Origin of the sequence: Desulfosporosinus shakirovi, assembly GCF_020595055.1 — a bacterium.
GTDB classification, from domain to species: domain Bacteria; phylum Bacillota; class Desulfitobacteriia; order Desulfitobacteriales; family Desulfitobacteriaceae; genus Desulfosporosinus; species Desulfosporosinus shakirovi.
Map to the genome: position 1 here is coordinate 261,140 of NZ_JAJDOO010000002.1, position 25,279 is coordinate 286,418.

A 25,279-nucleotide genomic window follows, 5' to 3' on the forward strand; every position below is an offset into this window, starting at 1 on the left:
GTAAGGAAAACTCTTCAGAAGGAATCGTTTTGGTTTATGAAATGAATTGAGCACCGCAATTAAAAATAATCGAATTCTTTAGGACATAAAATCAAAAACGGAGTGAAGATATTGGCTAAAAAAAGGGACAAAAAGAAAAAACTTAAAAGGGTTTTTATAATCCTAGCACTGCTGATTGCAGGGCTCCTTGTCGGGAGGGCGGCATTTGCCGTTTTTTATTTCGGAGAGGAAGGATTATTCGCTGATAGACAAACAGATGGTAGTGCTGATTTGAATAACCGGGTCAGCTTTCTTTTGATCGGGACGGATAAAAGGCCGGGGGAAAATTCTTACAATGCGGACTCGATCATTGTGGCCAGCCTTGATCCGAAGACGAAACTCATTTCCCTGCTGTCCATTCCCAGAGATACCCGGGTAACCCTGTCGGGATCAAAAAGCTATTATAAAATCAACGCCGTTCCCATGTTAAAAGGGATCCCGGAGCTGGAAAAACAGGTTACCGGGCTGACCGGCATCAAGCTGAACGGCTATGTATTGACGAATTTCGCCGGGTTCAAGGATATTATCGATACGCTGGGCGGGATCACCATTGACGTGGAAAAAGACATGCAGCACGTGACCGGGGACAAAGAGGACGGCTATATCAACCTGAAGGCCGGGGTGCAGGAATTGGATGGCTCAAAGGCCTTGCAGTATGCGCGCTACCGTGACAACACAACGGCCGACATCGGAAGAACCGCCAGACAGCAGAAAGTACTGACAACGGCAGGCAAAAAAATGCTTGAACCCGCCACAATTCTTAAACTGCCCAAGCTTGTCCCGCAGTTAATGAAAACAGTGGAAACGGACCTGTCTTTGAAAGATCTCCTAACACTTGCCGGGGCGGCAAAATCATTTGACGACGCCACAATCGTAACCCAAACCCTGCCTGGAGACGCGATTATGCTGGACGGGTTAAGCTATTGGGAAGTAAACCGGGATAAAGCAAAAGAGGTGGCCGGCAATCTTCTCCTGGGACAAACTGCCGATGATATCTGGGACAGCTCGGTGCTGGCCTCCTTGGATCCGGAAGTGAAAGCCCGTCTTGCTGCTCCGGCAAGGGAAGAGGCTATCGACATCCCCGAAATACCGGGAGTTATCGCCCCAGAAGAGGGAGCGACACCCGTGACAACCATCCAAACCGAGCAGTATGCGGGGACGATCACCTGGTCGCCTGTCGATGCCATCTTTTTCGCTGGTCAGGAATATATGGCGACGATTACCCTCCTTCCCAAAGCAGGGTATACCTTAAAAGGCGTCACTGAGGACTTCTTTACCGCACCGGGAGCATCCACCACTCGGAATGCTGCAGGATCAGGGGTCATTACGGCAGTGTTCCCGGTGTCGCCGTCTGAGCCGGCACAACCGACAGAACCGTCTGAGCTAGCTGAGCCAACTGAGCCAACAGAATCAACAGAACCGGCGACAACAATCAGCCTTTCGAAAATTAGGGGGGTGATACCGCCTGAATCGGAGGTGTCACCTGTAACAACGATCAGCGAAACGGAGCAATATACCGGGACGATCACCTGGTCGCCTGCCGACGACCCCTTTGTCGAAGGCCGGGACTACACGGCAATCATCACGCTGGTCCCCAAAGAAGGATATACCTTGGCAGGGATTGGCGAGAATTATTTTAAAGTGCCGGGCGCAGCAGCGGCAAACCCTGCCGGAACGGGAGTCGTAACAGCGGTATTTCCGCGAGAAGATGAAGATTTACCCGGCACCGAATAACTTTAACCCCAGCAGGTGGCGTGTATGAGGGGGGCACATTAGCCCCTTTTTTGGCATGGTTAATATTTTTCGTCCGAAGGGCTGCCGCCAAAATCATGGTTGACAAATTTATTTTTGGTAATGAGGAAATCCATAGCGTCAGGTCAGCAGCTTTTTTATCGTCATAATCAACCAAAACCTGATCCCGTATTTGATGGGGCTGGATGAAAAGGTGGAACTAAATATCAGTAATTCCTTATGGGTGAGAGAAGGAGAAGAGATCAAGCAGGATTTCTTAGCAGCCACCAAGGATAGCTTCAACGCTTCTGTGACCCCCCTCGATTTTAGTAAGGCCAATGCCGCAGATCAAATCAATCAATGGGTGGCCGAAGCGACCCATAAAAAGATAGATAAGATCATCAGTTCCCCGATACCTTCAGATGTTATCATGTACCTAATCAATGCCATCTACTTCAAAGGGGATTGGACTGAGCAATTCGATAGCAAAGATACGGTCAAGACACAATTCAGGACAGGGAACGGCAGCACCAATGAAGTCATGATGATGAGCAGGACAGGGAAGGTTGAATACGGAAAGGGCGACGATTTCCAAGGGGTCCGGCTTCCATACGGAAGCGGCAAAGCGGCAATGTACTGCATTTTGCCGGAGAAAGACCAAACAATTAATGATTTTATCGCGACGATGGATGCAGGCCGCTGGAAGAGGATCATGGACAGTATCTCAGAGCGGGATGAGGTAAATTTGCAGTTGCCCCGTTTCAAATTGGAATACGGGATCAAGAATTTAAACGACAGCCTGACAGCCCTCGGGATGGGGGAAGCCTTTACGGATAAAGCCGATTTTTCCGGGATCGGCGACGATCTCTGTATCAGCCGAGTGCTGCACAAGGCGATCATCGAAGTTAATGAAGAAGGTAGTGAAGCAGCGGCGGCAACCGCAGTGGAAATGAAGCGGACGTCTGCAGCGGAACCCCTGGCTTTCATCGCCGACCGTCCGTTTTTATTCGTCATTGTGGATGATCAAACCGGGACAATTTTATTTATGGGCAAGTTGTATGAAGTGAAATGAATTTTCTCAATTCTTTACCGTGCCTGAAATCAGCAAAGGGGATGATGGCTATCTGTTTCGCCATAAGGTTAATTGTTGGCGGTAACTGGCGGCGGTCGTATAGTCTGGGCCCAGAAAACTCTATCAATTATTAATGTTGAAGCGGGGAGGACCAGGGAGCTTCCGAATTCAGAGGGAGATGCAGCCATTGATCCTTCGTTATCTAAAGACGGAAAAAATATTGCCTTTGTTTCTGCAAAAAACTTAGGGACTGGAAAAGACAATATCCGAATGCAAAGACTTTATAAGGTATTCTAATGAGATCGGTAAAAAAGGATTCCTCGAAAATGATGTTTATCAGAAGGCAATTGCAATGTCGCTTCTTAACATAGGTGAACATGCCAACGGCCATGCCTGTCCCAAATTGGAATGCGCGTTCCAATTTGGGACAGGCATTTTATATGAGATTATCACCCTCATGAGTCTGACCACATAGTCTGTGAATAAAGTAACAGAAAGGACAGATGCTATTATGAATGATTTGATAACAGATCGCAACTGTCTACATAAAAATATAGCAGTCGTTTATGAGACGGAATATGAAAATTATTCTTTACCAATCGTTCCCGAAATGTTATTATTATTTACAGGAGGGAAAGTAATGGGACGAACCAAGGAATTTGAGGAAAGTGTAGTTCTCCAGAAAGCCATGGAATTATTTTGGAAACAAGGCTATGAAAAGACATCTATGAACGATCTGGTAGAGCATATGGGAATCCATCGTAGAAGTCTATATGATACCTTCGGTGATAAGCATACATTATTTTTAAAAACGATAGATTGCTTCGGAGAGTTTATAAAATCCAGACTAATATCTGAAACTTCACGTGCAGAAACGGCAAAACAAGCGATACAGTTTATCTTTGACTTTATGATCGAAGGAAATGGAAATAGACCATTGGGTTGCCTACTTGTAAACTCAGCAACTGAAATGGCTTCCCGAGATAAGGATGTAAATAAAAAGACGAAAGAAGCATTTATGCAAACAGAGCATTTTCTTGCGGAGCTTATTCACAAAGGACAGCAAACAGGTGAATTCACATGTGATTATGATGCTGAGGTTTTGGCAGAAACCTTGAACAATACTTTGATTGGGATTCGGGTACTTGCAAGAACCTCAGCTAGCAAAGAAAAGTTACATCGTATAGCAGATTTTTCCTTAGCAATACTAAATAAATGAGGTTTTTTTATGACTCTAAAGATAATTGCTTGTGAGGTTATGAAAGAAGAACTGCTTACCGTGGCCTCAGGCCAAGACATTGTATTCGAGTTTCTCCCACAGATACGACATAATCATCCCGAAAAATTGGTAGTCGAATTGCAGAGCATTCTGGATAGTTCAATCGGCTTTTCACGAATTGTTTTAGGATACGGGCTTTGTGGGGGCGCAACTAAAAAATTGCGGGCGGGTGACTTTATTTTGACAATACCTCGAGTCCATGAATGCATTCCGTTGCTTCTTGGCTCTCAAGCAAGTTATGAGAAACAACGTATGAGTGAAATAGGTACATTGTATATGTCATCTGGCTGGACGAATAGCGAAGGGTCTATTATTGGAGAGTATAATCGCTCCAATAAAAAGTATGGTATTGAAAAGACCAAGAGAATTTTCGCTTTGATGTTTAGCGGCTATAAACGCGTATTGTATATCCGATCTGGAATTTCGAATGAAGGGAAAAATATTCAACAATCACTTGAAATAGCACAATTACTTAAGTTGGATCATCAGATCAAACAAGGGGATTTGACCTATTTTGACAAGTTGGTAAATGGACCTTGGCTTAAAGATGAGTTTATTAATATTCCACCTCACGGAGTAATTGACGATTCTTATTTCATGGTTATAGATCAAAAAAATGTAATCTAAACCGGAATGTGAAGTGTATTCTTTCTCCTCCATAATTAGACAATTGTATTCACTTGGGTAAATAGCGCAGAAATTCGAAACTTGCGCTTTATCACCTACAGGGAGGAAGTGGGTGACTACCCCTTCCCGATACGGGCTGCAGAATGACATCAGATAAAAGCAATGAGCCAAGTCAGGTAGAGGGGGGGGTTCCAAGATCATGTACTTTGAAATATATAAATAACAAGGAAGATTCCGACTGCGAGGACTAAACCGGTGAGCAATGTATTAAGTATTGACGATGATTGATAGATAGCCTCAGTAATTTGTTTCTCAGTTTTCTTATACTTGATATAGGCGAATACGCTCATTATTGCACCTAGACCCACAAGGAGGATTCCAACAATTGATGAATATCCATGTGAAGAAGGTAATACATTTTCAAAACCAGCTTGGCTCAAAATATATGACATTTGTTTTATGAACAAAGAGAATCGCTCTACTACGAAACCGAATCCCATTATCCCTATGGATGTTCTTATCCATGCAAGAAAGGTCCTTTCATTGGCCATGTAAAAACGGGGGTCACCAACTTTTACAGGCGTCGTTTCTTCAATTATTTTTGACATACAACAACCTCCATAATTCCAAGGCCTTTTTCAATCTTTTTTAATAATAAGTATCCTCTCTTGGATTCTCAATATAACTTTGCTCTCCATTCCTATCGTCATTACTCTCAGCTGGCTTTTGGTTTATATTCTATCATGATAATACAAATAAAACCCACACCCTGGATGCACAAACAAAGATTATCTCTTGACGAGGTAGTCTTTTGCTTTTAATTATATGGTATTATTATCCTTGAAGAGTAAGAACTTTGAATATTTGTTAAACCATTGGTTGATACATTGGGATAAGCAAGCAAAAGGTGCCAATCAAATAAAATAAAGGATTGAAGTGTAAGCTGGAGTAGTTATGGGAAAAAACCAAAAAATAGGGGGGCTGTTACTTGAACTGTACTGTAATAAAAAATATTCCATTTGACTTAGACTTTGAAGATTTACTGAACAGATTGCGTATCAAAAAAGGGACTGAATATGAAAAACGGATAGAAGAACTTGTCCAAGAGGCCGAAAAAAATGGAAATCTTAAGGTTCTATATAAGTTATCATACATAGAAGATAAAAAGGATGATACGGTTGTTATTGATGGTGTAAAGTTTTCCAGTCGTATCTTACGAGTCAATTTGGATAAGGTCAACAGGGTGTTCCCATATGTTGCTACCTGTGGGCATGAATTAGAGAATTGGTCAAAAGGCTTCCCAGATATGCTGGAAATGTTTTGGTTGGATACAATTAAGGAATTAGCCTTGAGATCGGCAAGGACTGCTCTTACAAAAGAGTTAAAGGATAAGTTTAAACTGGATAAAATGGCCAATATGAATCCAGGTTCTTTAGAAGACTGGCCCATTAGTCAACAAAAAGAACTTTTTCAACTCTTTGACGGTCATGAGAAATCAATTGGGGTGGAACTTAAGTCTAGTTTTCTGATGACACCTATTAAATCAGTATCAGGCATATTTTTTCCAACAGAATCTAACTACGAGAATTGTATGCTATGTCCCAGAGGAACCTGCCCTGGAAGAAAGGCTCCCTATGATGAAAAACTATATAGTGAGAAGTATGCATTATAATAACGTCTGTTCGAGGGGGATATGAAAATGGATAAAATTAATCTTTGTGAGAAATTAGATCTTTTTAAAGAGTATTGGAGTCCCAAAATATTAGGCGAAGTCAATGAATCCTATGTGAAAATTGCAAAACTTAAGGGTGAATTTTTATGGCATATTCATGATAAAGAAGATGAAATGTTTCATGTTCTAAAAGGAGAATTGATTATTAAGTTTAGGGATAAGGATGTCATATTAAATGAAGGTGAATTTCTTATTATTCCAAAAGGGATCGAACATATGCCTGTTGCTAAAGAAGAAGTACATGTCATGTTAATTGAAGCAAAAACAACGTTGAACACCGGAGGTATAAGAAATGAAAGAACCGTAGAGAAACTTGAAAGAATTTAGTGAGGGTTGTTCTTAATCAATAAAAATTCGATCTATAAAAAGATGAGGCCAAGTTTAACTGACCCCATCGCAACCGCGTCTAGTGAGGAAGATTTGACCGCACCGTTGAAAGACTAACAATTACAAAAAGGAATGAAAGAAGATGGAAGAGCAAAGAGTTTTAAAAATGTTGAATGAACTAATGGGCGAAATCAAGAAAACGCGAGATGATCTATCGGGTGAAATATCACAAACGCGAGCTGATTTATCGGGCGAAATATCACAAACGCGAGCTGATTTATCGGGCGAAATATTACAAACGAGAGCTGATTTATCGCGTGAAATATTACAAACGAGAGCTGATCTATCAAGCGAAATTTCACAAACACGAGCTGATCTGTCGGGCGAAATAAGTACGATAAAATCCGAAGTCGGTATAAACCGCATGCTATTGGAGGAGGTACAAAAGCAGATTAAAACGGTTGCCGAGGGAGTAACGTCATTGAGGGAACAAACTGCACAGCAATTCGAAACACTTACACACTATGTAAACGAAAAAACGAGTTTACTGGAGAAGGTTATCCGAAACGAAATCGATGAAGGTAAACATATAAAAGGTATATTGGGCGAACATGAGGTTTCAATAAGGCACTTGAAAAGCAAGAGTTTATAAGGGCAAAATGAGCCGCAGAAAAAGGCAGACGCTGACAGGTATGCAGTAGAGCAGGCTGCTGAGGCTGATAAAGCCAAACGAATGGGGGAAGCTGATGCTCTCAAGTATAGGATTGAAGCCAAAGCCAATGCCGAACAAAAACGCCTTGACGGTCTCTGGCGCGGAGGTCGAAAAGGCCAAGGAACTTCCGAAGTAGAGGTAGTCAAGCTCAAAGGCTTAGCAGAAGCGGAAGCTAAAGAGAAGCTGGCCGAAGCTTTTGAAAAATTCGGTCAGGCAGCGGTACTGGACATCATGGTCAAGATTGAAGAAACTCTGGTCACCAAAGCTAACAGACTGCTGCCTAACAAAAAATTAAAGATTATGATATAACCCAGGTACAACTTTTTTGAAGTGTACCTGGGTTATATCAAACAAGAAATACAGTCGGGCAAAGGGCTCCGACTGTGTTTCATGCAGAAAGAAATAATTGGCTCTTTCACACCAAACGGTGGGAACAATACCCGTTTAGTCATCAGATTAAAATAATCAATTCGTTTATCTTTAACATATCCTTCTAAATCGGCTTATCGCATTCTGTCCCAACGATGTTATTGAAATCACATTCAGGTTTATTTATAAATTTAGTTAAGCAATTTTAAATTTGACAAATTCAATTCCATAACGTATCGATGATGCCCCTTACCAAATTCATCTTCACTCATTTTAATAGTTTTAAAACCTAATTTATCCTTATACAAATGAATTGCCGATACGTTTTCCGTATTAACTGTTAAATCCATTTTATTAAATCCTTGTTCTTTTATATTTGAACAAATTGAATGGAGAAAATGATATCCTAAACCTTGTCCCTGGAATTCATCTGCTATCGCATAGTCAAATAAATAAGCCTTATCAAATTCCTCCCAATCACGCATTAAAATGGCTATACCGATAATTCTCTTTTTATTTTCTTCCTTAAGAATAAAAACATTACCATGGCGAATTTGAGGAACTAATCCCCATTCATCTATTCCTTGCTCATTGAATATGTCTAGTTCAAAATTAACTATTCTTCTTAATAACGCTAAATTAAAGTCTTGAACTAAATAAATTTTTATATTTTCTTGATCACCATTAAGATTTCCCACTACTTTTCGGGGTAAATCTTTTATTTCTTCTAACATTTCAACAACTCCTTTGATTTCGTTCAAATTATTGTTAATATCTCCAAAAATTCTTCGTTTATAATCTTCAAAAAATAAAGATTGCTCATCACAAGAGAGATCTATATGGATGAAAGACTTTTAAGCCCAGAGTCGCGGATAGCAATTGACAATTAACATTTATCTATAAATTGCTTAGATGTGAAAGTAACGTTATTACTCGGAATGATATTTATTTGGCTTTATTTATATAGTAACTAGAGGAGGATTCAATCTTGAATAAGAAAGTTCTAATGTTGGGTTTGGCAGTATGCCTATCAAGTATTATCACAGGATGTTCGAATTCTCAACGTGATGAAGTCACAACGCTTAATAAAAGCTATGATATAGAAAAACAAAAAAACATAGAGTTAGAAATAGAGAAGGCTGTGTTAAATGAAAAGCTAGAAAGCATAAATAAGAGACAAGAAAAGCAGGTCGCAATAATTACAACTTTAATTAGAGATTCCGCAAGTGGTGTGGATATATATCCCATTTATTCCGCTGATGTTGATAACTATATCAATAACTACAATAAGGAAATAGATTTTTATATAGCTATACCCAAAGAAGATTCACTAAAAAGTAAATTGGATACCATTGCAAAAAGTTTATCAGAAACTTATTTTGGCAACCTTCCGATTAAGGTATTAGAGTTTGATGATAAGAAAATTGTAACAATCGATCTGGAGGAGACCTCGGAAATGTCAATAAATACTTCAATTCAAAAGAATAGTTCATGGGCCACTGGCTTTTTCCAAGGATCGACAGGGGGAACCATAACTACTATTCGTTTAATTGAATCATTCCTACAGAAAGACTATCAGGGTGAATGGGTAGAAGGTATAAGATTTTCGTATAAGGGTCAGCCTGTCGATTTCGAACATACGCCAGAATTAAGTAAAGTCATTTATCGAAGATAGAAATATAGGCGAGATGGACAGCTTCTATATAGAAAATAATCACCCGCCAATTCTAACTCAGGAAGTATGGGAGCAGGTTCAGCTTTTGCTTCCAGTATGAAAAAATAATTACCCAAAGAAAGGCTTATGTCATTACCCTCCAGTTGCTTTCAAAGCTCAAAGGGCCAGTCTCTCCATGTAAATGTAATTTGGAGAGACTGACCCTTTTTTTCTATGGGCAGGTATTGCAATTCTGATGATGATTCCTGCCTATTTTATCCGGTGATTCCGGATGAACCTCGGTTGTCTCCTTCGAATGGCTGACGGTTACTTGATGTTTCTGCTCCAAAGCAAGTTGTTCGAGTTGCCTCACACGCCCTTTCAAACCATTGCACAACTTATCAGTACGCAGCTCATCAATATATGGCGAAGCAGAAAGGAGGATTCGGAGCTCTTCGTCGATATCCCGGAGCGCGGAAAAATCAATCCAGTCAAGGCTGCCGGCCAAAGCGATCTGCTCGGCATGCGCCGATTTAAACGGATGACTTGGCACATCACCATTCGGATGAATTCCCCTTGCAAGCTGGTCATGCCAGAGGCTTGTGCCGCTGTCAAAGATGGGTGCTGCTCCCAGCCATGTAAGGGTATCTACATTTCGGACAGCACCAAAGTTTCCAAAATGGCGGTCTGTGTTGGCAATGAGAAAGTCAAAAGCCAGAAGATAATTTAGGAATTCCTTCATACCGGGGATGCCAAGATGCTCACAGCAAAGAAGAAAATGTTCATACAAGGAGTGATGATTGAGCTTCTTCTCACTCTTATAAATGCTGTATGCACTAACCAGTTCTGTCTCAGGCGTAATGAAGTTTTCGCATACGCTGTAGGGGATTTCGTTCTCCCAAACAAGACTGTACGGTACATAAGCGGTATGGTTTAAACGCCGGTGCAGAGAAGTCGCCAATACTTCATTGAGCGGTTCCTGGTGGAACGGATTGCTTCCGGATTTAAGCAGGTAACGTTTTCCGTCGATGATTTTCCATTTTTTGCGCAGCCATCCGTCGGATGTGTTGCATGGAGAGAGCAGGTCGAGTTCACTGCCGGGGGAAGCTTGACCAAAGAGTGCATTCCCCACATCATCAGAAAAAGGGTTGTTGAAAAAATTAATATTTTCCCACTTAAAGGGATGCTCCTTGGGGTTGATCCAATACTGATCAGACAGACTCAGCCCGTAGCATTTGGTTAGAAGTTGCTCTGTATAGGCTGTGTTCAGGATGTCAAGAGCCTCCCTGATACCGGAACGGCTGGCCGGAATGGAACGTCCCCGCCACCAATCGTTCAGGCTTTTCCTGTTAGGGAGCCCCTTGATAATTGCAATGCCGACGGGAAGGTATTCCAGATGAATCACTCGAGCGACCCTCAAAATCGCGCCCGTATCTTCGTCAATATTTAGTTCTGCCACAGGGGTATGTTTATTCATCAACGTGTAGAGCATCCGTGTTTCTTCCCTTCAACGGTATAATTATTATTGGTTCATTTTACCATTTCTCTTTATTCATAACAACTGTTAGTTCAGGAAGAAGGTATAATCAAATATCAAATGCGCAACTGAAAGAAAGATTTCAATCGAATAAGGATCATCTTGGAGCGATCCTTTGACTTACTTCAGGTAGTTTGGCCATTAGAGGATTGAGTCGCTGGCTGATTGAGCGGACATAAAAAATCCCCCGGTGATCGGGGGAAGGGGAAGGATCTTTGGGAATATTATACAACTCAAGTTGGCGGATCCATTCTAAAAGACATCAAAGCTGTTTATGCTAGGATTCAGGCCAGGTCGAAACGATCTGCGTTCATCACTTTGTTCCAGGCAGACACGAAGTCCTGTAAAAACTTATCCTGAGAGTCGTCACAGGCGTAGACTTCCGCGATGGCCCGGAGTTGGGAGTTTGAACCGAAGAGGAGATCAACCCGGGTGCCGGTCCATTTGAGTTCGCCTGTCGCGCGATGACGGCCCTCGAACAGGTTTTCATCTTCAGATGTGGCCTTCCAGGTTGTGTTCATGTCGAGGAGGTTCAGGAAGAAGTCGTTGGTAAGGGTCTCTGGTTTCTTGGTGAAGACACCGTGCTGAGACTGTCCGTAATTGGCATTCAGGACGCGCATGCCGCCAACCAGAACCGTCATTTCCGGAGCGGTTAAGGTCAGCAATTGTGCACGATCTAGGAGAAGTTCTTCTGCTGACACGGAAAATTTGGTTTTTAAGTAGTTGCGGAAGCCATCTGCAACCGGCTCGAGCACTGAGAATGAGGTAACATCGGTCTGCACCTGCTTGGCATCTGTGCGTCCCGGCCTAAAAGGAACGAACACATTATGATTGGCATTCTTCGCAGCTTGCTCTATACCCGCACACCCGCCAAGGACGATTAAGTCGGCGAGAGAAACTCTCTTTTGGCCTGACTGTGAACTGTTGAACTCCCTTTGGATTTTTTCAAGGACTTCTAACACAGCATTCAGCTGATTGGGCTGGTTGACTTCCCAATCCTTCTGTGGTGCAAGGCGGATGCGTGCTCCATTTGCCCCGCCGCGTTTATCGGAGCCGCGGAAGGTAGACGCCGATGCCCAGGCTGTTAAGACAAGCTGGGAGACGGAGCGGCCGGAATCTAAGATTTTACTCTTGAGATCCGCGATATCCTGTTCGTTAATCAATTCATAATCGACTGCCGGCACCGGGTCCTGCCAGATCAGTTCCTCCGCAGGAACTTCAGGACCGAGATAGCGTGAACGCGGACCCATATCCCGGTGGGTCAGCTTGAACCATCCACGGGCGAAAGCGTCCGCAAATTCCTCGGGGTTTTGTTGGTAGCGTCGTGCGATTGGTTCGTAGATCGGGTCGTAGCGAAGGGAGAGGTCCGCCGTGGTCATCATAGGCCGGTTTTTCTTCGATGGGTCGTGTGCGTCAACCACCATGTCTTCTTCGGCCACGTCCTTGGCCAGCCATTGATGCGCGCCGGCCGGGCTTTTGACCAGTTCCCACTCGTATTTGAACAGTACGTTGAGATAGCCCATGTCCCATTTAGTCGGGTTAGGCTTCCAGGCCCCTTCAATGCCGCTGCCAATCGTATCTCCGCCTTTGCCGCTGCCGAAGCTGCTCTTCCAGCCCAGGCCCTGTTCCTCCATGCCGGCGGCTTCAGGTTCCGGACCGACATGGGCCGGATCCCCTGCACCGTGACACTTGCCGAAGGTATGTCCGCCGGCGACGAGGGCGACAGTCTCTTCATCGTTCATGGCCATCCGGGCGAAGGTCTCCCGAACGTCATGGCCGGAAGCGACGGGATCCGGGTTACCCTTCGGCCCTTCCGGGTTTACGTAGATCAGACCCATTTGTACGGCGGCGAGGGGATTCTCGAGCTCCCGGTCGCCGGTGTAGCGCTTGTCGCCAAGCCACTCGGCCTCAGAGCCCCAATAAATGTCCTCTTGCGGCTCCCACACATCCTTGCGTCCGCCGGCGAAGCCGAAGGTTTTGAGTCCCATTGACTCGATGGCGCAATTGCCGGCGAGGATCATCAGGTCGGCCCAGGAAATTTTTCTGCCGTATTTCTGCTTGATGGGCCAGAGCAGACGGCGAGCCTTGTCGAGGTTCACGTTGTCGGGCCAGCTGTTGAGGGGTGCCAAGCGTTGGGTGCCGGATCCCGCGCCGCCGCGGCCGTCGTTTGTGCGGTACGTGCCTGCGCTGTGCCACGCCATTCGGATGAAGAGAGGCCCATAGTGACCATAATCGGCAGGCCACCATTCCTGCGAGTTGGTCATTAATGCAAATAGGTCCTTCTTCAGGGCTGCCAGATCGAGCGTCTTGAATTCTTCTGCATAGTTGAATTTTGGAGCCATGGGATTGCTCAAGTTTGAGTTCTGATGAAGAATCTTGAGGTTCAACTGATTCGGCCACCAGTCCCTGTTAGAAGTACCACCGCCTGAAGTGGCATTTTTCGTTCTGCCTGTTACTGGGCATTTGCCTTTTTCATCCATAAAGTCCCCTCCTCATATAATAAGTCATTGAATAAGTGTTGCATATCGGGATTATCAAGGGAAGGATGGAGATTTCGACGCAATGAGAAAATATTACCCGACCTTGACAACGATGCCAGAAACATAATGATATAGTTTGCCTTTAAGTTCATCAGCTAAGAATCGTAGATTTGTTTGATTTTGAATTATGCATCTAAAATATTTTGATTATAATAAATGGTCTAAAATAGTAATTATTATAATTTAATTCATTATATAATATGATGACACGGATGACAATAAAAATATAATGAGCCGAGTCCGTAAGGGTTTCTGCTTACTCACTCAAATAAACATATAAATCGTCCCTTAAATACAAGAAATGGTAGATCAGAGATCTTTGAAGCTTAATCATAGTTACAGGTGGAAATATATTTGAAGTCAAGAGGATATGGCGATATAGCGGAGAATAAATTTTGGTATGAATATTGTTACCCGAGGGAAGATTGGAGGAATATTGAATGGCTGATAATAAAGTTAGTATTAAGCAATTCATGAAAGATGAATTGCAAGAGAGTTTAATGGTAATTAAGGGTTCATTTATAACTGTCGCTAAAGAATTTAACTTTACTGAAGAAAATTGTCCCTCTAATCCTGCCTTTACAAATCTGGAAAAGCTTCATATTATGAGAGATAATGGGATAAGTATGTTTGGCTTGTTTGAAGATGACAGGCAAATTGGATTTGTAGCACTTGAAAAGGCTAATGATAATATTTTCTACATAGAAAGACTTTCTGTGTTACCGGGATTTAGGCATAAAGGGTATGGTAAAACCATATTAGATTTTGTTTTTAAATATCTAAAAGCGCAAGGAGCAAAGAAAGTTTCCATTGGTATTGTTAATGAGAATTTACTTTTGAAAAATTGGTATATATTGTATGGTTTTAAGGAGACGGGTTTAACAAAATATGAGCATTTACCATTCACAGTTTGTTTTATGGAAAAGATTGTTGATGAATGACGATTAAGGGTGAATATCATTGAAAAATGCTTTAGGTTGAAGGTTTTATAATATTTTTAACTCTCAGAATAAATCTGGGAGTTTTTTGTAGTTCTATTCATTGACAAGAATAGAATTACCTCATACTCTTATTATATTAAAAATTTCTAATATAAAAATATAATAATTGTATGAGGTGATAAAATGTCAAATATGGGGAACCAACTTATATCAAATGTATTCAAAGCTTTGGCTCATCCTACGAGAATTCAAATAGTAAAGTTATTAAGAAATAGTGAACTATGTGTATGTGATATACTACCTAATCTTGATTCTGAACAATCTAATACCTCTCAGCATCTTACAATATTAAAAAATCAAGGTATTGTTGAAAGCAGAAAAGACGGATCTAAGGTTATATACTCAATTAAAAATGAGGAAGTTTACGAAATGTTTGACCTTGTTGAAGCAATTATTCTTCGTCAAATAGAAGAAACAAAGACTTCATTATCTAAATAAGTCAGGAAGATGATCATTTATTTATTTTTGAGTGGTTAAATAATCAATTACTTAGAATGGAGTGGCTTTATAATTTAGGTGCACGACAATAAGCTCCTTTGCTCTTGATTGAAATAAGAAAATCCTGCATGACTTTTTAAAGGTTATTAGACTTCTTGAAAAATCGGTATAACCATGGGACGCCTTTTGGTCTTGGCATAAAGATGTCTGCTCACAGCATCTCTGACGCGATTTTGTAAAATGTTGGTTTCATGGCTACCATTCTGAAGACTGCGTTCTATGGTTTGTCTTGTAATCACTTTTACCTCATCGAGCATTGCGTTTGATTCTCGAACATAAACAAATCCCCGGGTGACCACATCCGGACCCGTTAGCATTTTGCCGGTTGCCCTGTCGAAGGCCAGAATGATGATTAGAATTCCATCCTGGGAGAGAAGTGACCGTTCTTTCATAACGCTACTCCCGATATCTCCGATTCCCAAGCCATCGATAAAAACTCGCCCGGCGGTAACGTTATTGGCCAGCTTTGCTCCATGCCGTGTAAATTCTATTACATTGCCAATTTCGGCCACAAAAATATTTCCCCGTGGAATTCCCACTTGCACAGCAAGTTCAGCATGTTTCATGAGCATGCGGTATTCCCCGTGGACAGGAATAAAGTACTTAGGTTTTACCATGCTGAGCATAAGTTTAAGCTCTTCTTGGCTGGCGTGACCGGAAACGTGCATCCCGGAGATGGATTCATAGATGACTTTGGCCCCTAACTTGAAGAGCTGATCAATATTTCGAGAGACGGCTTTTTCATTTCCCGGGATGGGTGAAGTCGAAAGAATAACCGTATCTCCCGGATAGATGGAAATCTGCCGATGATTATGGTTCGCCATGCGGGTGAGGGCAGCCATGGGCTCGCCTTGACTGCCTGTGGTCAGGATGCATACTTGATTGCTTGGCAAGCACATGGCCTCATCGATGTCAATGAGAGTGTCTTCAGGGACATGAAGATACTCAAGCTCAGCGGCTATGCTAATGACATTGACCATGCTTCGGCCGACGGCGGCGACTTTGCGCTGGTATTTGAAAGCGGCGGTGATGGCTTGCTGAAGCCGATTGACATTGGAAGCAAAACTGGCGAAAATAACTCGTCCCTCGGCACCGGCAAAGGCCTTGTCAAGGTTTTCCCCAACCAGCCGCTCAGACTTCGTAAAGCCGGGGCGTTCCACATTGGTACTGTCTGAGAGAAGGCAGAGAACTCCTTTGTCGCCAAGTTCTGAAAACTTGTGGATGTCGAGAACCTCTCCGCTCACCGGAGTATGATCCAGCTTGAAATCTCCGGAATGAATGATGGTTCCCAGGGGGGAATGCAGGGCTAAACCGACAGAACCCGGTATGCTGTGGCTCCCATTAATAAAGTCAATGGCGAAGGTGCCCAGTTTTATGGTTTCTCCAGGTTGGATTACCTGGGTAGTTATTTGTCCCAATTTAGCTTCCGTTAGTTTATATTGAACTAAGCCAATGGCAAGGCGTGTTCCGAAAACAGGGACATTAAAATGTCTCAACAAATAGGGGAGTCCTCCAATATGATCTTCGTGACCGTGGGTAATCAGGATTCCCAGGATGAGGTCTTTATTTTCAATGAGGTAAGTATAGTCTGGGATTACCAGGTCGACTCCATACATATCCTCGTCAGGAAAAGCCAGACCCGCGTCAATTATCAGGATTTGATCATTAAAGCGGATAGCGGTGGTATTCTTTCCGATTTCCCCTAGGCCACCGAGAGGGATAATTTGGAGTTTGTTTTCTTTAGACAAGTAAATGATACCTCCTATATTAGAACTTTTCCCCGCGTTTTTGCTTTTCAATAAACTCGTTAAGATCTTCTTTTTTCACCCGCCAGCTATGACCGATTTTAAAGGCGGGGATTTTATTCTCCTGAACCAAACGATAACTAGTTACCTCGCTGATTTGTAGGTATTCGGCCACTTGGCGCAGGGTCATTATTTCCTTATATTCAGCCATCGGACTCACTCCTTAATAGGTTTGCTAACATTAATAGTGATTATTATTGATTAAAACTGATAACAAAATTATATAATAGGTATCTAAAGAAGGCAATCTTTAGCAAACTATAGATTGTTTTGACAAATTCCCTTTATGATTATTTGTGATAATGTACTACAGGCACTCTCGAGAATTTGATGTCCTCAATGAGTTAATCAGTAACGAGTATTTTCTTTTTGCTCCGAGGGGACAATATCGGGAGTAGCTTGTCGTAAAGAGTGAGGTTAGTATGGAAACATTATCCTTCAGAGAGTCATGGTTAAGCAATATTAAAAATGACGTATTGGCAGGGCTTGTCGTTTCCCTGGCCTTAATTCCAGAGGCGATAGCATTCTCAATTATTGCAGGGGTAGACCCAATGATGGGGTTGTATTCATCCTTTATTATCCCAATTGTGATTGCCTTTGTCGGAGGAAGGCCCGGAATGATTTCTGCGGCGATAGGAGCAATGGCTCTTTTATTTATTACCTTAGTGAAAGACCATGGCATTGAGTATCTGTTTGCCGCCACAATATTAACCGGAATATTTCAGATCTTGTTTGGGACATTTAAACTGGCGAGATACATGAAATTTATACCTCGCTCAGTGATGGGTTTACCGCTGATAATAAGGCCAATTCATTCAACGCTTGTAGCGATTGTTGGAATTACTGCTATTGCCATAATACTTGACGTCAAGGTTCCGGTGATCGGAGACATGGGAATTATTACACGTTCCTTGCCCAGTTTTTCTATACCTAACCTGCCGATAACCCTAGAGACATTATTAATTAAGGGATAAATCTTGTAAAGTTTATCCGGCACCTTTCTGTGTAAGGCTAACTAAGGGTGACGAGATATCAAACGAAGATATTAAAAAGGTTGCCGAGTCAGACATTACCATAGTGTGGGACAAATCCAAAGTTGATGAAAAGGGCTGTAATGGGGCTCCCGATATGATAGTCGAAATAATTTCCCCTTCATCAATAAAAACTGATAGGATAATAGAGTTCAATATGTATGAAAAAGTTGGTGTTAATGAATACTGGATTATTGAACCTCTCTCTGGCGATTGCCAAGCCCAGACCGGCTCCGCCGGAGCCGCGGGAGCGGCTGGCCTTGTAAAAACGCTCAAAAATCTTTTCGCTTTCTTCGGCCGTGAGACCTGCTCCCGTATCAGCTATTGAAAAGATTATCCACTGGGAGGAGCGCTTAAGCTGCAACACGATGCGCCCCGGGAGTGAAGTTGATGGCATTATGGAGCAGGTTCCCCAGCACTTGGTGGATTTGCGCCCGGTCTGCGAGGAGGGGAACTGCTTCCGGCGCAGGGATAAAAGCCAGCTCCAAGCCGGACCGCTCAGCCAGAGGACGCAAACCTTCCGCACTGGTTCCGGCCAGCAGGTTGGCATCCACAGCCTGCAGATCCGGGGGTATTCTGCCCGCATCAATCCGGGCCAGCAGCAAAAGGTCTTCCACCATTTTGGCCAGGCGGTCGGTCTCCAGGCGCAGACGCCGGACAAAATCCGCCGCCAGTGCAGGTTCCTGCATGGCACCGTCTTGGAGGGCATCAATGGCAGCGCCCTTGGCGGCAATGGGGGTGCGCAATTCGTGGGATACGTTGGCCAAGAACTCACGGCGCAGGGCGTCCAGCTGCTTCAGGTCTGTAAGATCCTGGAGCACGAAGAGAAAAGGTCCGGCGCTGTCTGGTCCAAGACGGGAAGCCAAGACTCGGAGCAAGCGGGACGGACTGGTATGCTCCACGGTGGCGGTGCAGTGATGGCACTCACCGGCCATACACCCCTGAATAAACTCCAACAATTCTGTTTCCCGGACCAGGGTGTCGAGGGACGCCCGGTCATGACCTCCTGGAAGTGCAACAGGTGGGCCGCAGCCGGGTTGGACAGGATAACCCGTCCCTTGGTTTGGCATAAGATCACGCCCACAGGCAACTGAGCCAGGATACTCCCAAGGCGTTCGCGTTCAATGCTTAAGCTTTCAAAGCTGTGGCGGAGAGCTTGTGCAGTTTGATTAAGAGCTTGCCCCAGGTGGGCTATTTCAGCAGGGCCGGATGGCTTAACCAACTCATTAAACTTTCCGTCGGCCAGGGCTCTGGCCATGGCCTTGGTATTTTCGAGTGGGTATGCCATGGTCCGGCTAACCATAATTCCAACGATCAAGGCCAGTAAGAATTAATGATAAAAGAAGCCTGAAAGGGCTTCTTTTATCATACTAATCAGTGTCTTCGGGTGCCCAGCCATGTTTTCTAATAAGCTGAGCTTGTTCTTTTTGCTTTGTTGTCTCTTACCCCAAACACATAACACTTCGTCAAGGTGCCAATCACCTTTCTCCGCCGAAACGTCCTGCGCCATAATTAAGCAAATTTCCGAATACCAGTTTTCTTTTCAGAGATCATAATATATAATAATCCTATAATCGCATAAACGAGTATAAGAGTATAATAAAGGTTAGTAAGAGGTGATTCAATGGATAAACTGTTAGATGCCTTAAAGGCCCTATCTGACGAAACCCGGTTAAGGATACTAAACCTGTTATTCGAAAAGGAACTCTGTGTCTGCGATATCATGGAAACCTTACAGATTACACAAGCTAAAGCATCAAGGCATTTGATCTATCTAAAGAATGCGGATTTGGTGAAAGACCGCAAGCATGCCCAGTGGGTTTACTATTCCTTGGCTATCGATGAACGGATCAAGTTTATAGACAGCTTGGTTTATGAAAACTTGAGGAATCTGGAACTATATCAGAATGACCTGCAAAACTTAAAGGATTGGTTAAAGCGCAAGACTGTGAACTGTGATTAGATTTGAGAGGATGATAGAAGTGGAAAAGGTTAAACAAGCCAAGTTACCGTTTTTGGACAGATTTCTGACCCTTTGGATATTTATCGCCATGGCAGTAGGAGTTTTTGGGGGGTATTTCTTTCCTGATATGGCAAAGTCGCTGAGTGAATTCAGCACGGGAACAATATCCTGGCCGATAGCCATCGGTCTGATCATCATGATGTATCCCCCCCTAGCCAAGGTGAAGTATGAAGAGATCGGAAAAGTGACCCAAAATAAAAAGATTTTTTCCTTCTCGCTGATCCAAAACTGGATTATCGGTCCTATTTTGATGTTTGTCCTGGCTATACTGTTCCTGGGAGATAAGCCCGGCTTTGCCATTGGTCTTATTATCATAGGCCTTGCCCGGTGTATTGCCATGGTTATCGTTTGGAATTCCCTGGCCAAAGGGGATAACGAATACTGTGCTGCTTTGGTAGCGTTGAATTCTATCTTCCAAATTCTTTTATACACGATCTATATTTATATCTTTGTCACACTGATACCTAAGTGGCTGGGACTTTCCTGGGGAGGCCAGGTCGTGGATGTTTCCATGTGGGAAGTAGCCAAGAGTGTTCTGATTTATTTGGGGATTCCTTTTGCAGCAGGCTTTTTGACCCGCTTCAGCTTAGTAAGAATTAGAACAAAAGAGTGGTACGAAGAGGTCTTTATTCCCAAGATCTCTCCCTTAGCTTTGCTAGCATTGCTTTATACCATCGTCATTATGTTTATAACCAAGGGAGAACAGATAATTAATAATCCGGGAGATGTGGTTAGAATTGCCATACCCATGTTGATTTACTTCGCCATTATGTTCTTTGTCAGTTTTTATATGTCCTTTAAAGGCGGTTTCAGATATGAGCAAACGGTCACCCTGGCTTTTACAGCCGCAAGCAATAATTTTGAACTAGCCATAGCCGTTGCCGTAGCTGTCTTCGGGATCGCTTCAGATGTAGCTTTCACGGCAGTCATCGGTCCTTTAGTAGAAGTACCGGTCATGATTGCTTTGGTGAATTCAGCTCTCTTCTTCAAACGCAGGTATTTTGATGAAAATGGCCTGCCGAAGTACGGCCAATAGAAAGGATTAACTATGACTCAGAAAATAAAGGTTGCTTATATTTGCGTTCATAATTCCTGTCGTTCCCAGATGGCAGAGGGGATATCCAAGCTCATTGCAGGGGATGACTTTGAAGCCTATTCAGCGGGGACAGAAACCAAGCCGTTGATTAATCAGGATGCGGTTGAGGTGATCAAAGAGATTTATGATATCGATATGAACACAAGCCAAAGCTCAAAATTGATTTCAGATATCCCTCCTGTCGATGTGGTCGTAACCATGGGATGTAATGTAGAGTGTCCTTTTCTACCGTGTAAATACAAGGAGGATTGGGGACTGGATGATCCTACGGGCAAGGATAAGGAGGAGTTTATCAAAACTGCCCAACTAATCGAAGAAAAGGTTAGGGACCTAAAAAACAGAATAAACAGTTTGTGGTAAGGTTTTTTGACTATAACATTAAATATTAGAATATGCTTATCCCTTGTTAAGTTTAGCAATTAAAAGGGGGCGATCAAGATTATGAAGAAAAAAGTGCTGTTTATTTGTATTCATAATTCTGCAAGAAGTCAAATGGCCGAAGAGTTTTTAAGATTGCTTGGTGGGGAAAAATATGAAGTAGAAAGTGCAGGTTTTGAGGCTACAGAGATTAACTCTCTTGTCATTCAGGTAATGAAAGAAGAGGGGATTGATCTTACAGGCAAAAGAACCCAAAGTGTGTTTGAGTTGTATAGGGCTGGGAAATTCTTCGGCCATGTAATTACAGTTTGTGATAAGGCAAAAGAATCAGATTGTCCGATATTTCCGGGAACACCCAAAAAAATCCATTGGGATTTGGAAAACCCGGAAGATTTCTTAGGAACCGAAGCAGAAAAGATGGAATTGGTAAGGGAACTGCGTGATAAAATTAAGACGATGGTTCAGCAGTTTATTAATAAAGACGAAGAATAGTTAAAATACTCTTGTTGAAACCGCGTATTCATCCTCATCTCTTAAATCAAATTGAACCGGTGAGGCATAATAGATGAGAGAAAACGATACCAGTATGTTAGAGTAATACAAAAACATGGTCAGAACGGGTTAATATATCACCTTAAAGTCTTAAATGTTAAATCAGGAGTGTTACTTATGAAAAAAATGCAAATCTTTGAACCTGCTATGTGCTGTTCTACAGGTTTATGTGGAGTTGGGGTTGACACCGAATTGCTTCGAATCTCAACAGTTATTAATTCACTCAAAAAAAACGGCATTAACATTGACCGTTTCAATCTCACCAATGCTCCCATGGAATTTGTCAACAATAAGGCGGTGAACGATCTTCTCCAAACTAAAGGGGTTGCTGAACTGCCGGCTGCTGTCATAGAGGGTGAGATAGTAATCACCGGCAGGTATCCCAGCTATGAAGATTTTGCCCAGCTCCTCGATATTCCGCTTAGCTTTTTGGGTGAGAAAGATGAGACATTTAACATTCTTTCTAAAAGCTCAAACTGTGGCTGTTCTGACGGAAGTTGTTAAAAATGATCAGCGGCCCGAGAATAAATGGGGGTAAACTATGTGTGGAGATTTTCAATCCTCAGCAGATAAAACTTACTAAGTATTTATTTTATACAGGCAAAGGCGGTGTCGGTAAAACCTCTGCCGCTTGTGCCACTGCAGTCACTCTGGCGGACAGTGGTAAGAAGGTGCTTCTCATCAGTACAGATCCTGCCTCAAACCTGCAGGACGTTTTTAACACGGATTTGACGAATAAGGGGGTGCCCATTAAGGACGTTCCGAACCTTGTGGTTGCCAACCTTGATCCCATCAAAGCGGCAGCGGAATATCGCGAAAGTGTCATCGCTCCTTACCGGGGCAAACTGCCCGATGCCGTGCTGGATAATATGGAGGAACAGCTTTCCGGCTCTTGTACAGTGGAAATTGCTGCCTTCAATGAGTTTTCTAACTTTATAACCGATGATCAAACCCAGATAGACTATGACCATATCATTTTTGATACGGCTCCGACAGGTCATACCCTCAGGATGCTGCAGCTGCCCTCGGCATGGAGCAATTTCATCAGTGAAAGTACCCACGGTGCATCTTGCCTGGGACAGCTCTCCGGATTGGAAAGTAAAAAGGAGATCTATAAAAAGGCTGTGGAAACCTTAGCAAACGGCAAATTAACAACTCTTGTGCTTGTTTCCCGGCCCGAAGCAGCACCCCTTAAAGAAGCAGAAAGGGCCTCCGGAGAACTTGCCGAGATTGGCGTTAAGAATCAGACGATGATCCTTAATGGCCTGCTGGCTTCCTATGATGACAGTATTTCCGAGAGCCTTTATCACAAGCAGCAAAGAGCGCTGGCAGATATGCCCCAGGATTTACGAAACCTTGTCACTTACGCTGTGCCGCTAAGAGCCTACAACATTACCGGAATAGACAATGTAAGAGCACTGCTGACCAAGGATAACTATGTCCTTCGTGATGAAAAGATACATGCCCAAGCCATTCCCCAGCTTAAGGAGGTCATTGATGATCTGTACAACACCCATAAAAAGGTCATCTTTACCATGGGCAAAGGGGGTGTGGGTAAGACGACTATTGGGGCGGCCATCGCCAGGGGTTTAGCCGTGAAAGGTAAAAAGGTTCACCTTACAACCACGGATCCTGCGGCACATCTGAAATTTGTAATCGATGAAACCAGCGGCATTACCCTCAGTCATATTGATGAGCAGGCTGAACTGAAAAAATATCAAGAAGAGGTGCTTGCCAAGGCCAGAGCGACCCTGTCCGAGGAGGATATAGCCTATATCGAAGAAGATTTACGCTCCCCCTGTACCCAGGAAATTGCGGTGTTCCGAGCCTTCGCCCAGATTGTAGAAAAGGCTGAAGATCAAATTGTTGTCATCGACACTGCTCCCACGGGTCATACTCTCTTACTCCTGGATTCCACCCAGAGCTATCACAAAGAAATTCAGCGTTCTCAAGGCGATATTCCCGAATCTGTGAAAAAGTTGTTGCCACGGCTCCGCAATGCCGAAGAAACCGAGGTCATCATTGTTACACTGGCTGAAGCCACACCCGTCTATGAAGCCCTGCGCCTTGAAGAAGATTTGAAACGGGCAGGAATTGGGACGAAATGGTGGGTGATCAATTCCTCAATGTATCGTAGGGGGACAACCAATCTACTGCTGTCCGCCAAGGCGAGCAACGAGATTGAGTGGATTAACCGGGTCGATCAACATGCGAAGGGAAACTTTGCCGTCATCGCCTGGAGTGCGGATGAAGTCAAAGGGGATAAATTGCTGGCTTTGTGAAGTGAATTAAAGGGGCCGTAACGAAACTTGAGATTTTTTCAAGCTTGGTGGTGCGTTATCCCAAAATAGAGGACTGTACACCTTTGAAGTGGTGAACAGTCCTCCAATATATCAGGGGATTACAAATAGAGTGGGGATGTATAAACCGGAAAACAAGTTTCCTTACATCCCCTTGATTCGAAGGCTAATTGGTTTTTTTACGTGAATGTGATGATGTTCAGAGTAATACTATTACCCGTATCTGCTGAAGTAACATTAGTAGCAGTAGTTACGATGACTCGAACACTGTAGGTTGAGCTAGCACTAGTAGCGGGTGCTGTATCCACATAGGTGCTCGATAACGGAAATCTTTGGGTACCGGCAGTTTGGCCAGATCTATTTGAAGTCCTGGTGTTAATTAAAGTTGAATCTCTATACAATCTTGTTTCAAAAACAAATGCCCAGTCTGAAGTTACTACAAAATCAAGTCCAAAGGCATAATCAATTTTAAGCCGTTGGTTTATTACAACGCTTTGCGTAACACTCGCCACAGTAGCCTCAGTGTCTAATGGTGGGAAGACACTAATAGGACCAGTATTATTATTAAACGCTAACTGTGGTGATCCTGTGGCCCCGGTTGCGCCGGTCGATCCAACATCACCTGTGGCCCCGGTTGCCCCCGTAGATCCAACATCGATTGAAATTCCAGTTGCACCTGTTGCGCCAACATCGCCTGTAGCCCCAGTTGCACCTGTCGCGCCAACATCACCTGTAACACCAGTTGCTCCGGTCGACCCAACATCGCCTGTGGCCCCGGTTGCCCCCGTAGATCCAACATCGATTGAAATTCCAGTTGCACCTGTTGCGCCAACATCGCCTGTAGCCCCAGTTGCACCTGTCGCGCCAACATCACCTGTAACACCAGTTGCTCCGGTCGACCCAACATCACCTGTAACACCAGTTGCTCCGGTCGACCCAACATCACCTGTAACACCTGTTGCTCCGGTCGACCCAA

At 43.5% G+C, this 25,279-nt stretch carries 27 protein-coding genes and 4 pseudogenes; 21 read left to right on the top strand and 10 right to left on the bottom strand.

The window, feature by feature from the left end; all coding sequences use genetic code 11:
- Positions 1–111 precede the first annotated feature (111 nt).
- From LJE72_RS03300 to LJE72_RS03320, 5 genes are all read left to right on the top strand, one after another.
- Entirely contained in the window at positions 112–1,773 is a 1,662-nt protein-coding gene (locus tag LJE72_RS03300) for an LCP family protein (RefSeq protein WP_248286179.1), read from the top strand.
- Positions 1,774–1,954: 181 nt separating this feature from the next.
- On the top strand, positions 1,955–2,842 hold the full coding sequence (locus tag LJE72_RS03305) for a serpin family protein (protein WP_396390285.1): 888 nt from the start codon (positions 1,955–1,957) through the stop codon (positions 2,840–2,842).
- A gap of 75 nt (positions 2,843–2,917) precedes the next feature.
- The gene (locus LJE72_RS03310) at positions 2,918–3,139 is read left to right on the top strand and encodes a hypothetical protein (protein ID WP_229246198.1); all 222 of its coding nucleotides are present in this window, start codon (positions 2,918–2,920) and stop codon (positions 3,137–3,139) included.
- A 214-nt stretch (positions 3,140–3,353) separates the two neighbouring features.
- The gene (locus LJE72_RS03315) at positions 3,354–4,061 is read left to right on the top strand and encodes a TetR/AcrR family transcriptional regulator (RefSeq protein ID WP_229246199.1); all 708 of its coding nucleotides are present in this window, start codon (positions 3,354–3,356) and stop codon (positions 4,059–4,061) included.
- Positions 4,062–4,070: 9 nt separating this feature from the next.
- Complete coding sequence (locus LJE72_RS03320) at positions 4,071–4,748, top strand: DUF1638 domain-containing protein (RefSeq protein ID WP_229246200.1); 678 nt, start codon at positions 4,071–4,073, stop codon at positions 4,746–4,748.
- A gap of 197 nt (positions 4,749–4,945) precedes the next feature.
- On the opposite strand, the gene LJE72_RS03325 is transcribed toward LJE72_RS03320, so the two are convergent.
- The gene (locus tag LJE72_RS03325; RefSeq protein ID WP_229246201.1) at positions 4,946–5,356 is read right to left on the bottom strand and encodes a YidH family protein; all 411 of its coding nucleotides are present in this window, start codon (positions 5,354–5,356) and stop codon (positions 4,946–4,948) included.
- A gap of 380 nt (positions 5,357–5,736) precedes the next feature.
- Here LJE72_RS03325 and LJE72_RS03330 point away from each other — a divergent pair, with 380 nt between their 5' ends.
- The 4 genes and pseudogenes from LJE72_RS03330 to LJE72_RS03345 form a co-directional block, all read left to right on the top strand.
- The gene (locus LJE72_RS03330) at positions 5,737–6,420 is read left to right on the top strand and encodes a vitamin B12 dependent-methionine synthase activation domain-containing protein (RefSeq protein WP_229246202.1); all 684 of its coding nucleotides are present in this window, start codon (positions 5,737–5,739) and stop codon (positions 6,418–6,420) included.
- A gap of 27 nt (positions 6,421–6,447) precedes the next feature.
- Positions 6,448–6,807: a cupin domain-containing protein gene (locus LJE72_RS03335; protein WP_229246203.1), complete on the top strand. Its 360-nt coding sequence runs from the start codon at positions 6,448–6,450 to the stop codon at positions 6,805–6,807.
- Positions 6,808–6,949: 142 nt separating this feature from the next.
- Positions 6,950–7,459 (top strand): hypothetical protein, encoded by a 510-nt coding sequence (locus tag LJE72_RS03340; RefSeq protein ID WP_229246204.1) that lies wholly within the window; start codon positions 6,950–6,952, stop codon positions 7,457–7,459.
- A 9-nt stretch (positions 7,460–7,468) separates the two neighbouring features.
- Positions 7,469–7,783 (top strand): annotated as a pseudogene (locus tag LJE72_RS03345) (flotillin family protein); the annotation flags it as partial.
- Between the two features lie 296 nt (positions 7,784–8,079).
- Here the strand turns inward: LJE72_RS03345 and LJE72_RS03350 are convergent.
- Positions 8,080–8,622, bottom strand: coding sequence for a GNAT family N-acetyltransferase (locus tag LJE72_RS03350; protein WP_229246205.1), 543 nt, complete (start codon positions 8,620–8,622; stop codon positions 8,080–8,082).
- A gap of 254 nt (positions 8,623–8,876) precedes the next feature.
- On the opposite strand from LJE72_RS03350, the gene LJE72_RS03355 reads away from it, so the two are divergent.
- Both LJE72_RS03355 and LJE72_RS26665 read left to right on the top strand, forming a co-directional pair.
- Positions 8,877–9,563 (top strand): hypothetical protein, encoded by a 687-nt coding sequence (locus tag LJE72_RS03355; protein ID WP_229246206.1) that lies wholly within the window; start codon positions 8,877–8,879, stop codon positions 9,561–9,563.
- Between the two features lie 13 nt (positions 9,564–9,576).
- Entirely contained in the window at positions 9,577–9,663 is an 87-nt protein-coding gene (locus LJE72_RS26665) for a recombinase family protein (RefSeq protein WP_396390287.1), read from the top strand.
- A gap of 111 nt (positions 9,664–9,774) precedes the next feature.
- Here the strand turns inward: LJE72_RS26665 and LJE72_RS03360 are convergent, their stop codons facing one another.
- Together LJE72_RS03360 and katG are read right to left on the bottom strand one after the other, a co-directional pair.
- Complete coding sequence (locus tag LJE72_RS03360) at positions 9,775–11,034, bottom strand: HipA domain-containing protein (RefSeq protein ID WP_229246207.1); 1,260 nt, start codon at positions 11,032–11,034, stop codon at positions 9,775–9,777.
- Between the two features lie 329 nt (positions 11,035–11,363).
- Positions 11,364–13,559, bottom strand: a complete 2,196-nt coding sequence (gene katG, locus LJE72_RS03365) for a catalase/peroxidase HPI (protein WP_229246208.1) — start codon at positions 13,557–13,559, stop codon at positions 11,364–11,366.
- A 500-nt stretch (positions 13,560–14,059) separates the two neighbouring features.
- On the opposite strand from katG, the gene LJE72_RS03370 reads away from it, so the two are divergent.
- The gene (locus LJE72_RS03370; RefSeq protein WP_229246209.1) at positions 14,060–14,560 is read left to right on the top strand and encodes a GNAT family N-acetyltransferase; all 501 of its coding nucleotides are present in this window, start codon (positions 14,060–14,062) and stop codon (positions 14,558–14,560) included.
- A gap of 183 nt (positions 14,561–14,743) precedes the next feature.
- Entirely contained in the window at positions 14,744–15,058 is a 315-nt protein-coding gene (locus LJE72_RS03375; RefSeq protein ID WP_229246210.1) for an ArsR/SmtB family transcription factor, read from the top strand.
- 146 nt (positions 15,059–15,204) lie between these two features.
- Here the strand turns inward: LJE72_RS03375 and LJE72_RS03380 are convergent, their stop codons facing one another.
- Together LJE72_RS03380 and LJE72_RS03385 are read right to left on the bottom strand one after the other, a co-directional pair.
- Positions 15,205–16,866 carry a ribonuclease J gene (locus LJE72_RS03380; RefSeq protein WP_229246211.1) on the bottom strand — a complete coding sequence of 554 codons (1,662 nt, stop codon included), beginning with the start codon at positions 16,864–16,866 and terminating at the stop codon, positions 15,205–15,207.
- 19 nt (positions 16,867–16,885) lie between these two features.
- Positions 16,886–17,074: a helix-turn-helix domain-containing protein gene (locus tag LJE72_RS03385; protein WP_229246212.1), complete on the bottom strand. Its 189-nt coding sequence runs from the start codon at positions 17,072–17,074 to the stop codon at positions 16,886–16,888.
- A gap of 271 nt (positions 17,075–17,345) precedes the next feature.
- Between LJE72_RS03385 and LJE72_RS03390 the strand changes: the two genes are divergently transcribed.
- On the top strand, positions 17,346–17,897 hold the full coding sequence (locus tag LJE72_RS03390) for a SulP family inorganic anion transporter (RefSeq protein WP_229246213.1): 552 nt from the start codon (positions 17,346–17,348) through the stop codon (positions 17,895–17,897).
- Positions 17,887–18,156, top strand: a pseudogene (locus tag LJE72_RS03395) (Uma2 family endonuclease); the annotation flags it as partial. The gene LJE72_RS03390 and the pseudogene LJE72_RS03395, both read left to right, overlap by 11 nt.
- Here LJE72_RS03395 and LJE72_RS26670 read toward each other — a convergent pair.
- The 3 genes and pseudogenes from LJE72_RS26670 to LJE72_RS03405 all read right to left on the bottom strand — a co-directional run.
- A pseudogene (locus LJE72_RS26670) lies at positions 18,157–18,351 on the bottom strand (ATP-binding protein); the annotation flags it as partial. It abuts the pseudogene before it with no gap.
- Entirely contained in the window at positions 18,308–18,775 is a 468-nt protein-coding gene (locus LJE72_RS03400; RefSeq protein ID WP_229246214.1) for a sensor histidine kinase, read from the bottom strand. The pseudogene LJE72_RS26670 and the gene LJE72_RS03400, both read right to left, overlap by 44 nt.
- Entirely contained in the window at positions 18,751–19,242 is a 492-nt protein-coding gene (locus LJE72_RS03405) for a HAMP domain-containing protein (protein WP_229246215.1), read from the bottom strand. Before LJE72_RS03405 ends, LJE72_RS03400 begins: the two co-directional genes overlap by 25 nt.
- A gap of 336 nt (positions 19,243–19,578) precedes the next feature.
- On the opposite strand from LJE72_RS03405, the gene LJE72_RS03410 reads away from it, so the two are divergent.
- The 6 genes from LJE72_RS03410 to arsA all read left to right on the top strand — a co-directional run bounded on the left by LJE72_RS03410 (position 19,579) and on the right by arsA (position 24,285).
- Complete coding sequence (locus LJE72_RS03410; protein ID WP_229246216.1) at positions 19,579–19,917, top strand: ArsR/SmtB family transcription factor; 339 nt, start codon at positions 19,579–19,581, stop codon at positions 19,915–19,917.
- A 10-nt stretch (positions 19,918–19,927) separates the two neighbouring features.
- Positions 19,928–21,013, top strand: a complete 1,086-nt coding sequence (arsB, locus tag LJE72_RS03415; protein ID WP_229246217.1) for an ACR3 family arsenite efflux transporter — start codon at positions 19,928–19,930, stop codon at positions 21,011–21,013.
- Between the two features lie 12 nt (positions 21,014–21,025).
- Entirely contained in the window at positions 21,026–21,433 is a 408-nt protein-coding gene (locus LJE72_RS03420; protein ID WP_229246218.1) for an arsenate reductase ArsC, read from the top strand.
- An 81-nt stretch (positions 21,434–21,514) separates the two neighbouring features.
- Entirely contained in the window at positions 21,515–21,943 is a 429-nt protein-coding gene (locus LJE72_RS03425) for an arsenate reductase ArsC (RefSeq protein WP_229246219.1), read from the top strand.
- A 177-nt stretch (positions 21,944–22,120) separates the two neighbouring features.
- Entirely contained in the window at positions 22,121–22,507 is a 387-nt protein-coding gene (gene arsD, locus LJE72_RS03430) for an arsenite efflux transporter metallochaperone ArsD (protein ID WP_229246220.1), read from the top strand.
- 41 nt (positions 22,508–22,548) lie between these two features.
- On the top strand, positions 22,549–24,285 hold the full coding sequence (arsA, locus tag LJE72_RS03435; protein WP_229246221.1) for an arsenical pump-driving ATPase: 1,737 nt from the start codon (positions 22,549–22,551) through the stop codon (positions 24,283–24,285).
- 197 nt (positions 24,286–24,482) lie between these two features.
- On the opposite strand, the pseudogene LJE72_RS03440 reads toward arsA, so the two are convergent.
- Positions 24,483–25,279: pseudogene (locus LJE72_RS03440) on the bottom strand (hypothetical protein); the annotation flags it as partial.

Excerpts from the sequence above, each read along its gene's own strand:
- LJE72_RS03315 (WP_229246199.1), top strand. The coding sequence starts at position 3,354 with ATGAATGATTTGATAACAGATCGCAACTGTCTACATAAAAATATAGCA.
- LJE72_RS03320 (WP_229246200.1), top strand. The coding sequence starts at position 4,071 with ATGACTCTAAAGATAATTGCTTGTGAGGTTATGAAAGAAGAACTGCTT.
- LJE72_RS03325 (WP_229246201.1), bottom strand. The coding sequence starts at position 5,356 with ATGTCAAAAATAATTGAAGAAACGACGCCTGTAAAAGTTGGTGACCCC.
- LJE72_RS03335 (WP_229246203.1), top strand. The coding sequence starts at position 6,448 with ATGGATAAAATTAATCTTTGTGAGAAATTAGATCTTTTTAAAGAGTAT.
- LJE72_RS03340 (WP_229246204.1), top strand. The coding sequence starts at position 6,950 with ATGGAAGAGCAAAGAGTTTTAAAAATGTTGAATGAACTAATGGGCGAA.
- LJE72_RS03350 (WP_229246205.1), bottom strand. The coding sequence starts at position 8,622 with ATGTTAGAAGAAATAAAAGATTTACCCCGAAAAGTAGTGGGAAATCTT.
- LJE72_RS26665 (WP_396390287.1), top strand. The coding sequence starts at position 9,577 with ATGGACAGCTTCTATATAGAAAATAATCACCCGCCAATTCTAACTCAG.
- LJE72_RS03360 (WP_229246207.1), bottom strand. The coding sequence starts at position 11,034 with ATGCTCTACACGTTGATGAATAAACATACCCCTGTGGCAGAACTAAAT.
- katG (WP_229246208.1), bottom strand. The coding sequence starts at position 13,559 with ATGGATGAAAAAGGCAAATGCCCAGTAACAGGCAGAACGAAAAATGCC.
- LJE72_RS03370 (WP_229246209.1), top strand. The coding sequence starts at position 14,060 with ATGGCTGATAATAAAGTTAGTATTAAGCAATTCATGAAAGATGAATTG.
- LJE72_RS03375 (WP_229246210.1), top strand. The coding sequence starts at position 14,744 with ATGTCAAATATGGGGAACCAACTTATATCAAATGTATTCAAAGCTTTG.
- LJE72_RS03385 (WP_229246212.1), bottom strand. The coding sequence starts at position 17,074 with ATGGCTGAATATAAGGAAATAATGACCCTGCGCCAAGTGGCCGAATAC.
- LJE72_RS03390 (WP_229246213.1), top strand. The coding sequence starts at position 17,346 with ATGGAAACATTATCCTTCAGAGAGTCATGGTTAAGCAATATTAAAAAT.
- LJE72_RS03405 (WP_229246215.1), bottom strand. The coding sequence starts at position 19,242 with ATGGCATACCCACTCGAAAATACCAAGGCCATGGCCAGAGCCCTGGCC.
- LJE72_RS03410 (WP_229246216.1), top strand. The coding sequence starts at position 19,579 with ATGGATAAACTGTTAGATGCCTTAAAGGCCCTATCTGACGAAACCCGG.
- arsB (WP_229246217.1), top strand. The coding sequence starts at position 19,928 with ATGATAGAAGTGGAAAAGGTTAAACAAGCCAAGTTACCGTTTTTGGAC.
- LJE72_RS03420 (WP_229246218.1), top strand. The coding sequence starts at position 21,026 with ATGACTCAGAAAATAAAGGTTGCTTATATTTGCGTTCATAATTCCTGT.
- LJE72_RS03425 (WP_229246219.1), top strand. The coding sequence starts at position 21,515 with ATGAAGAAAAAAGTGCTGTTTATTTGTATTCATAATTCTGCAAGAAGT.
- arsD (WP_229246220.1), top strand. The coding sequence starts at position 22,121 with ATGAAAAAAATGCAAATCTTTGAACCTGCTATGTGCTGTTCTACAGGT.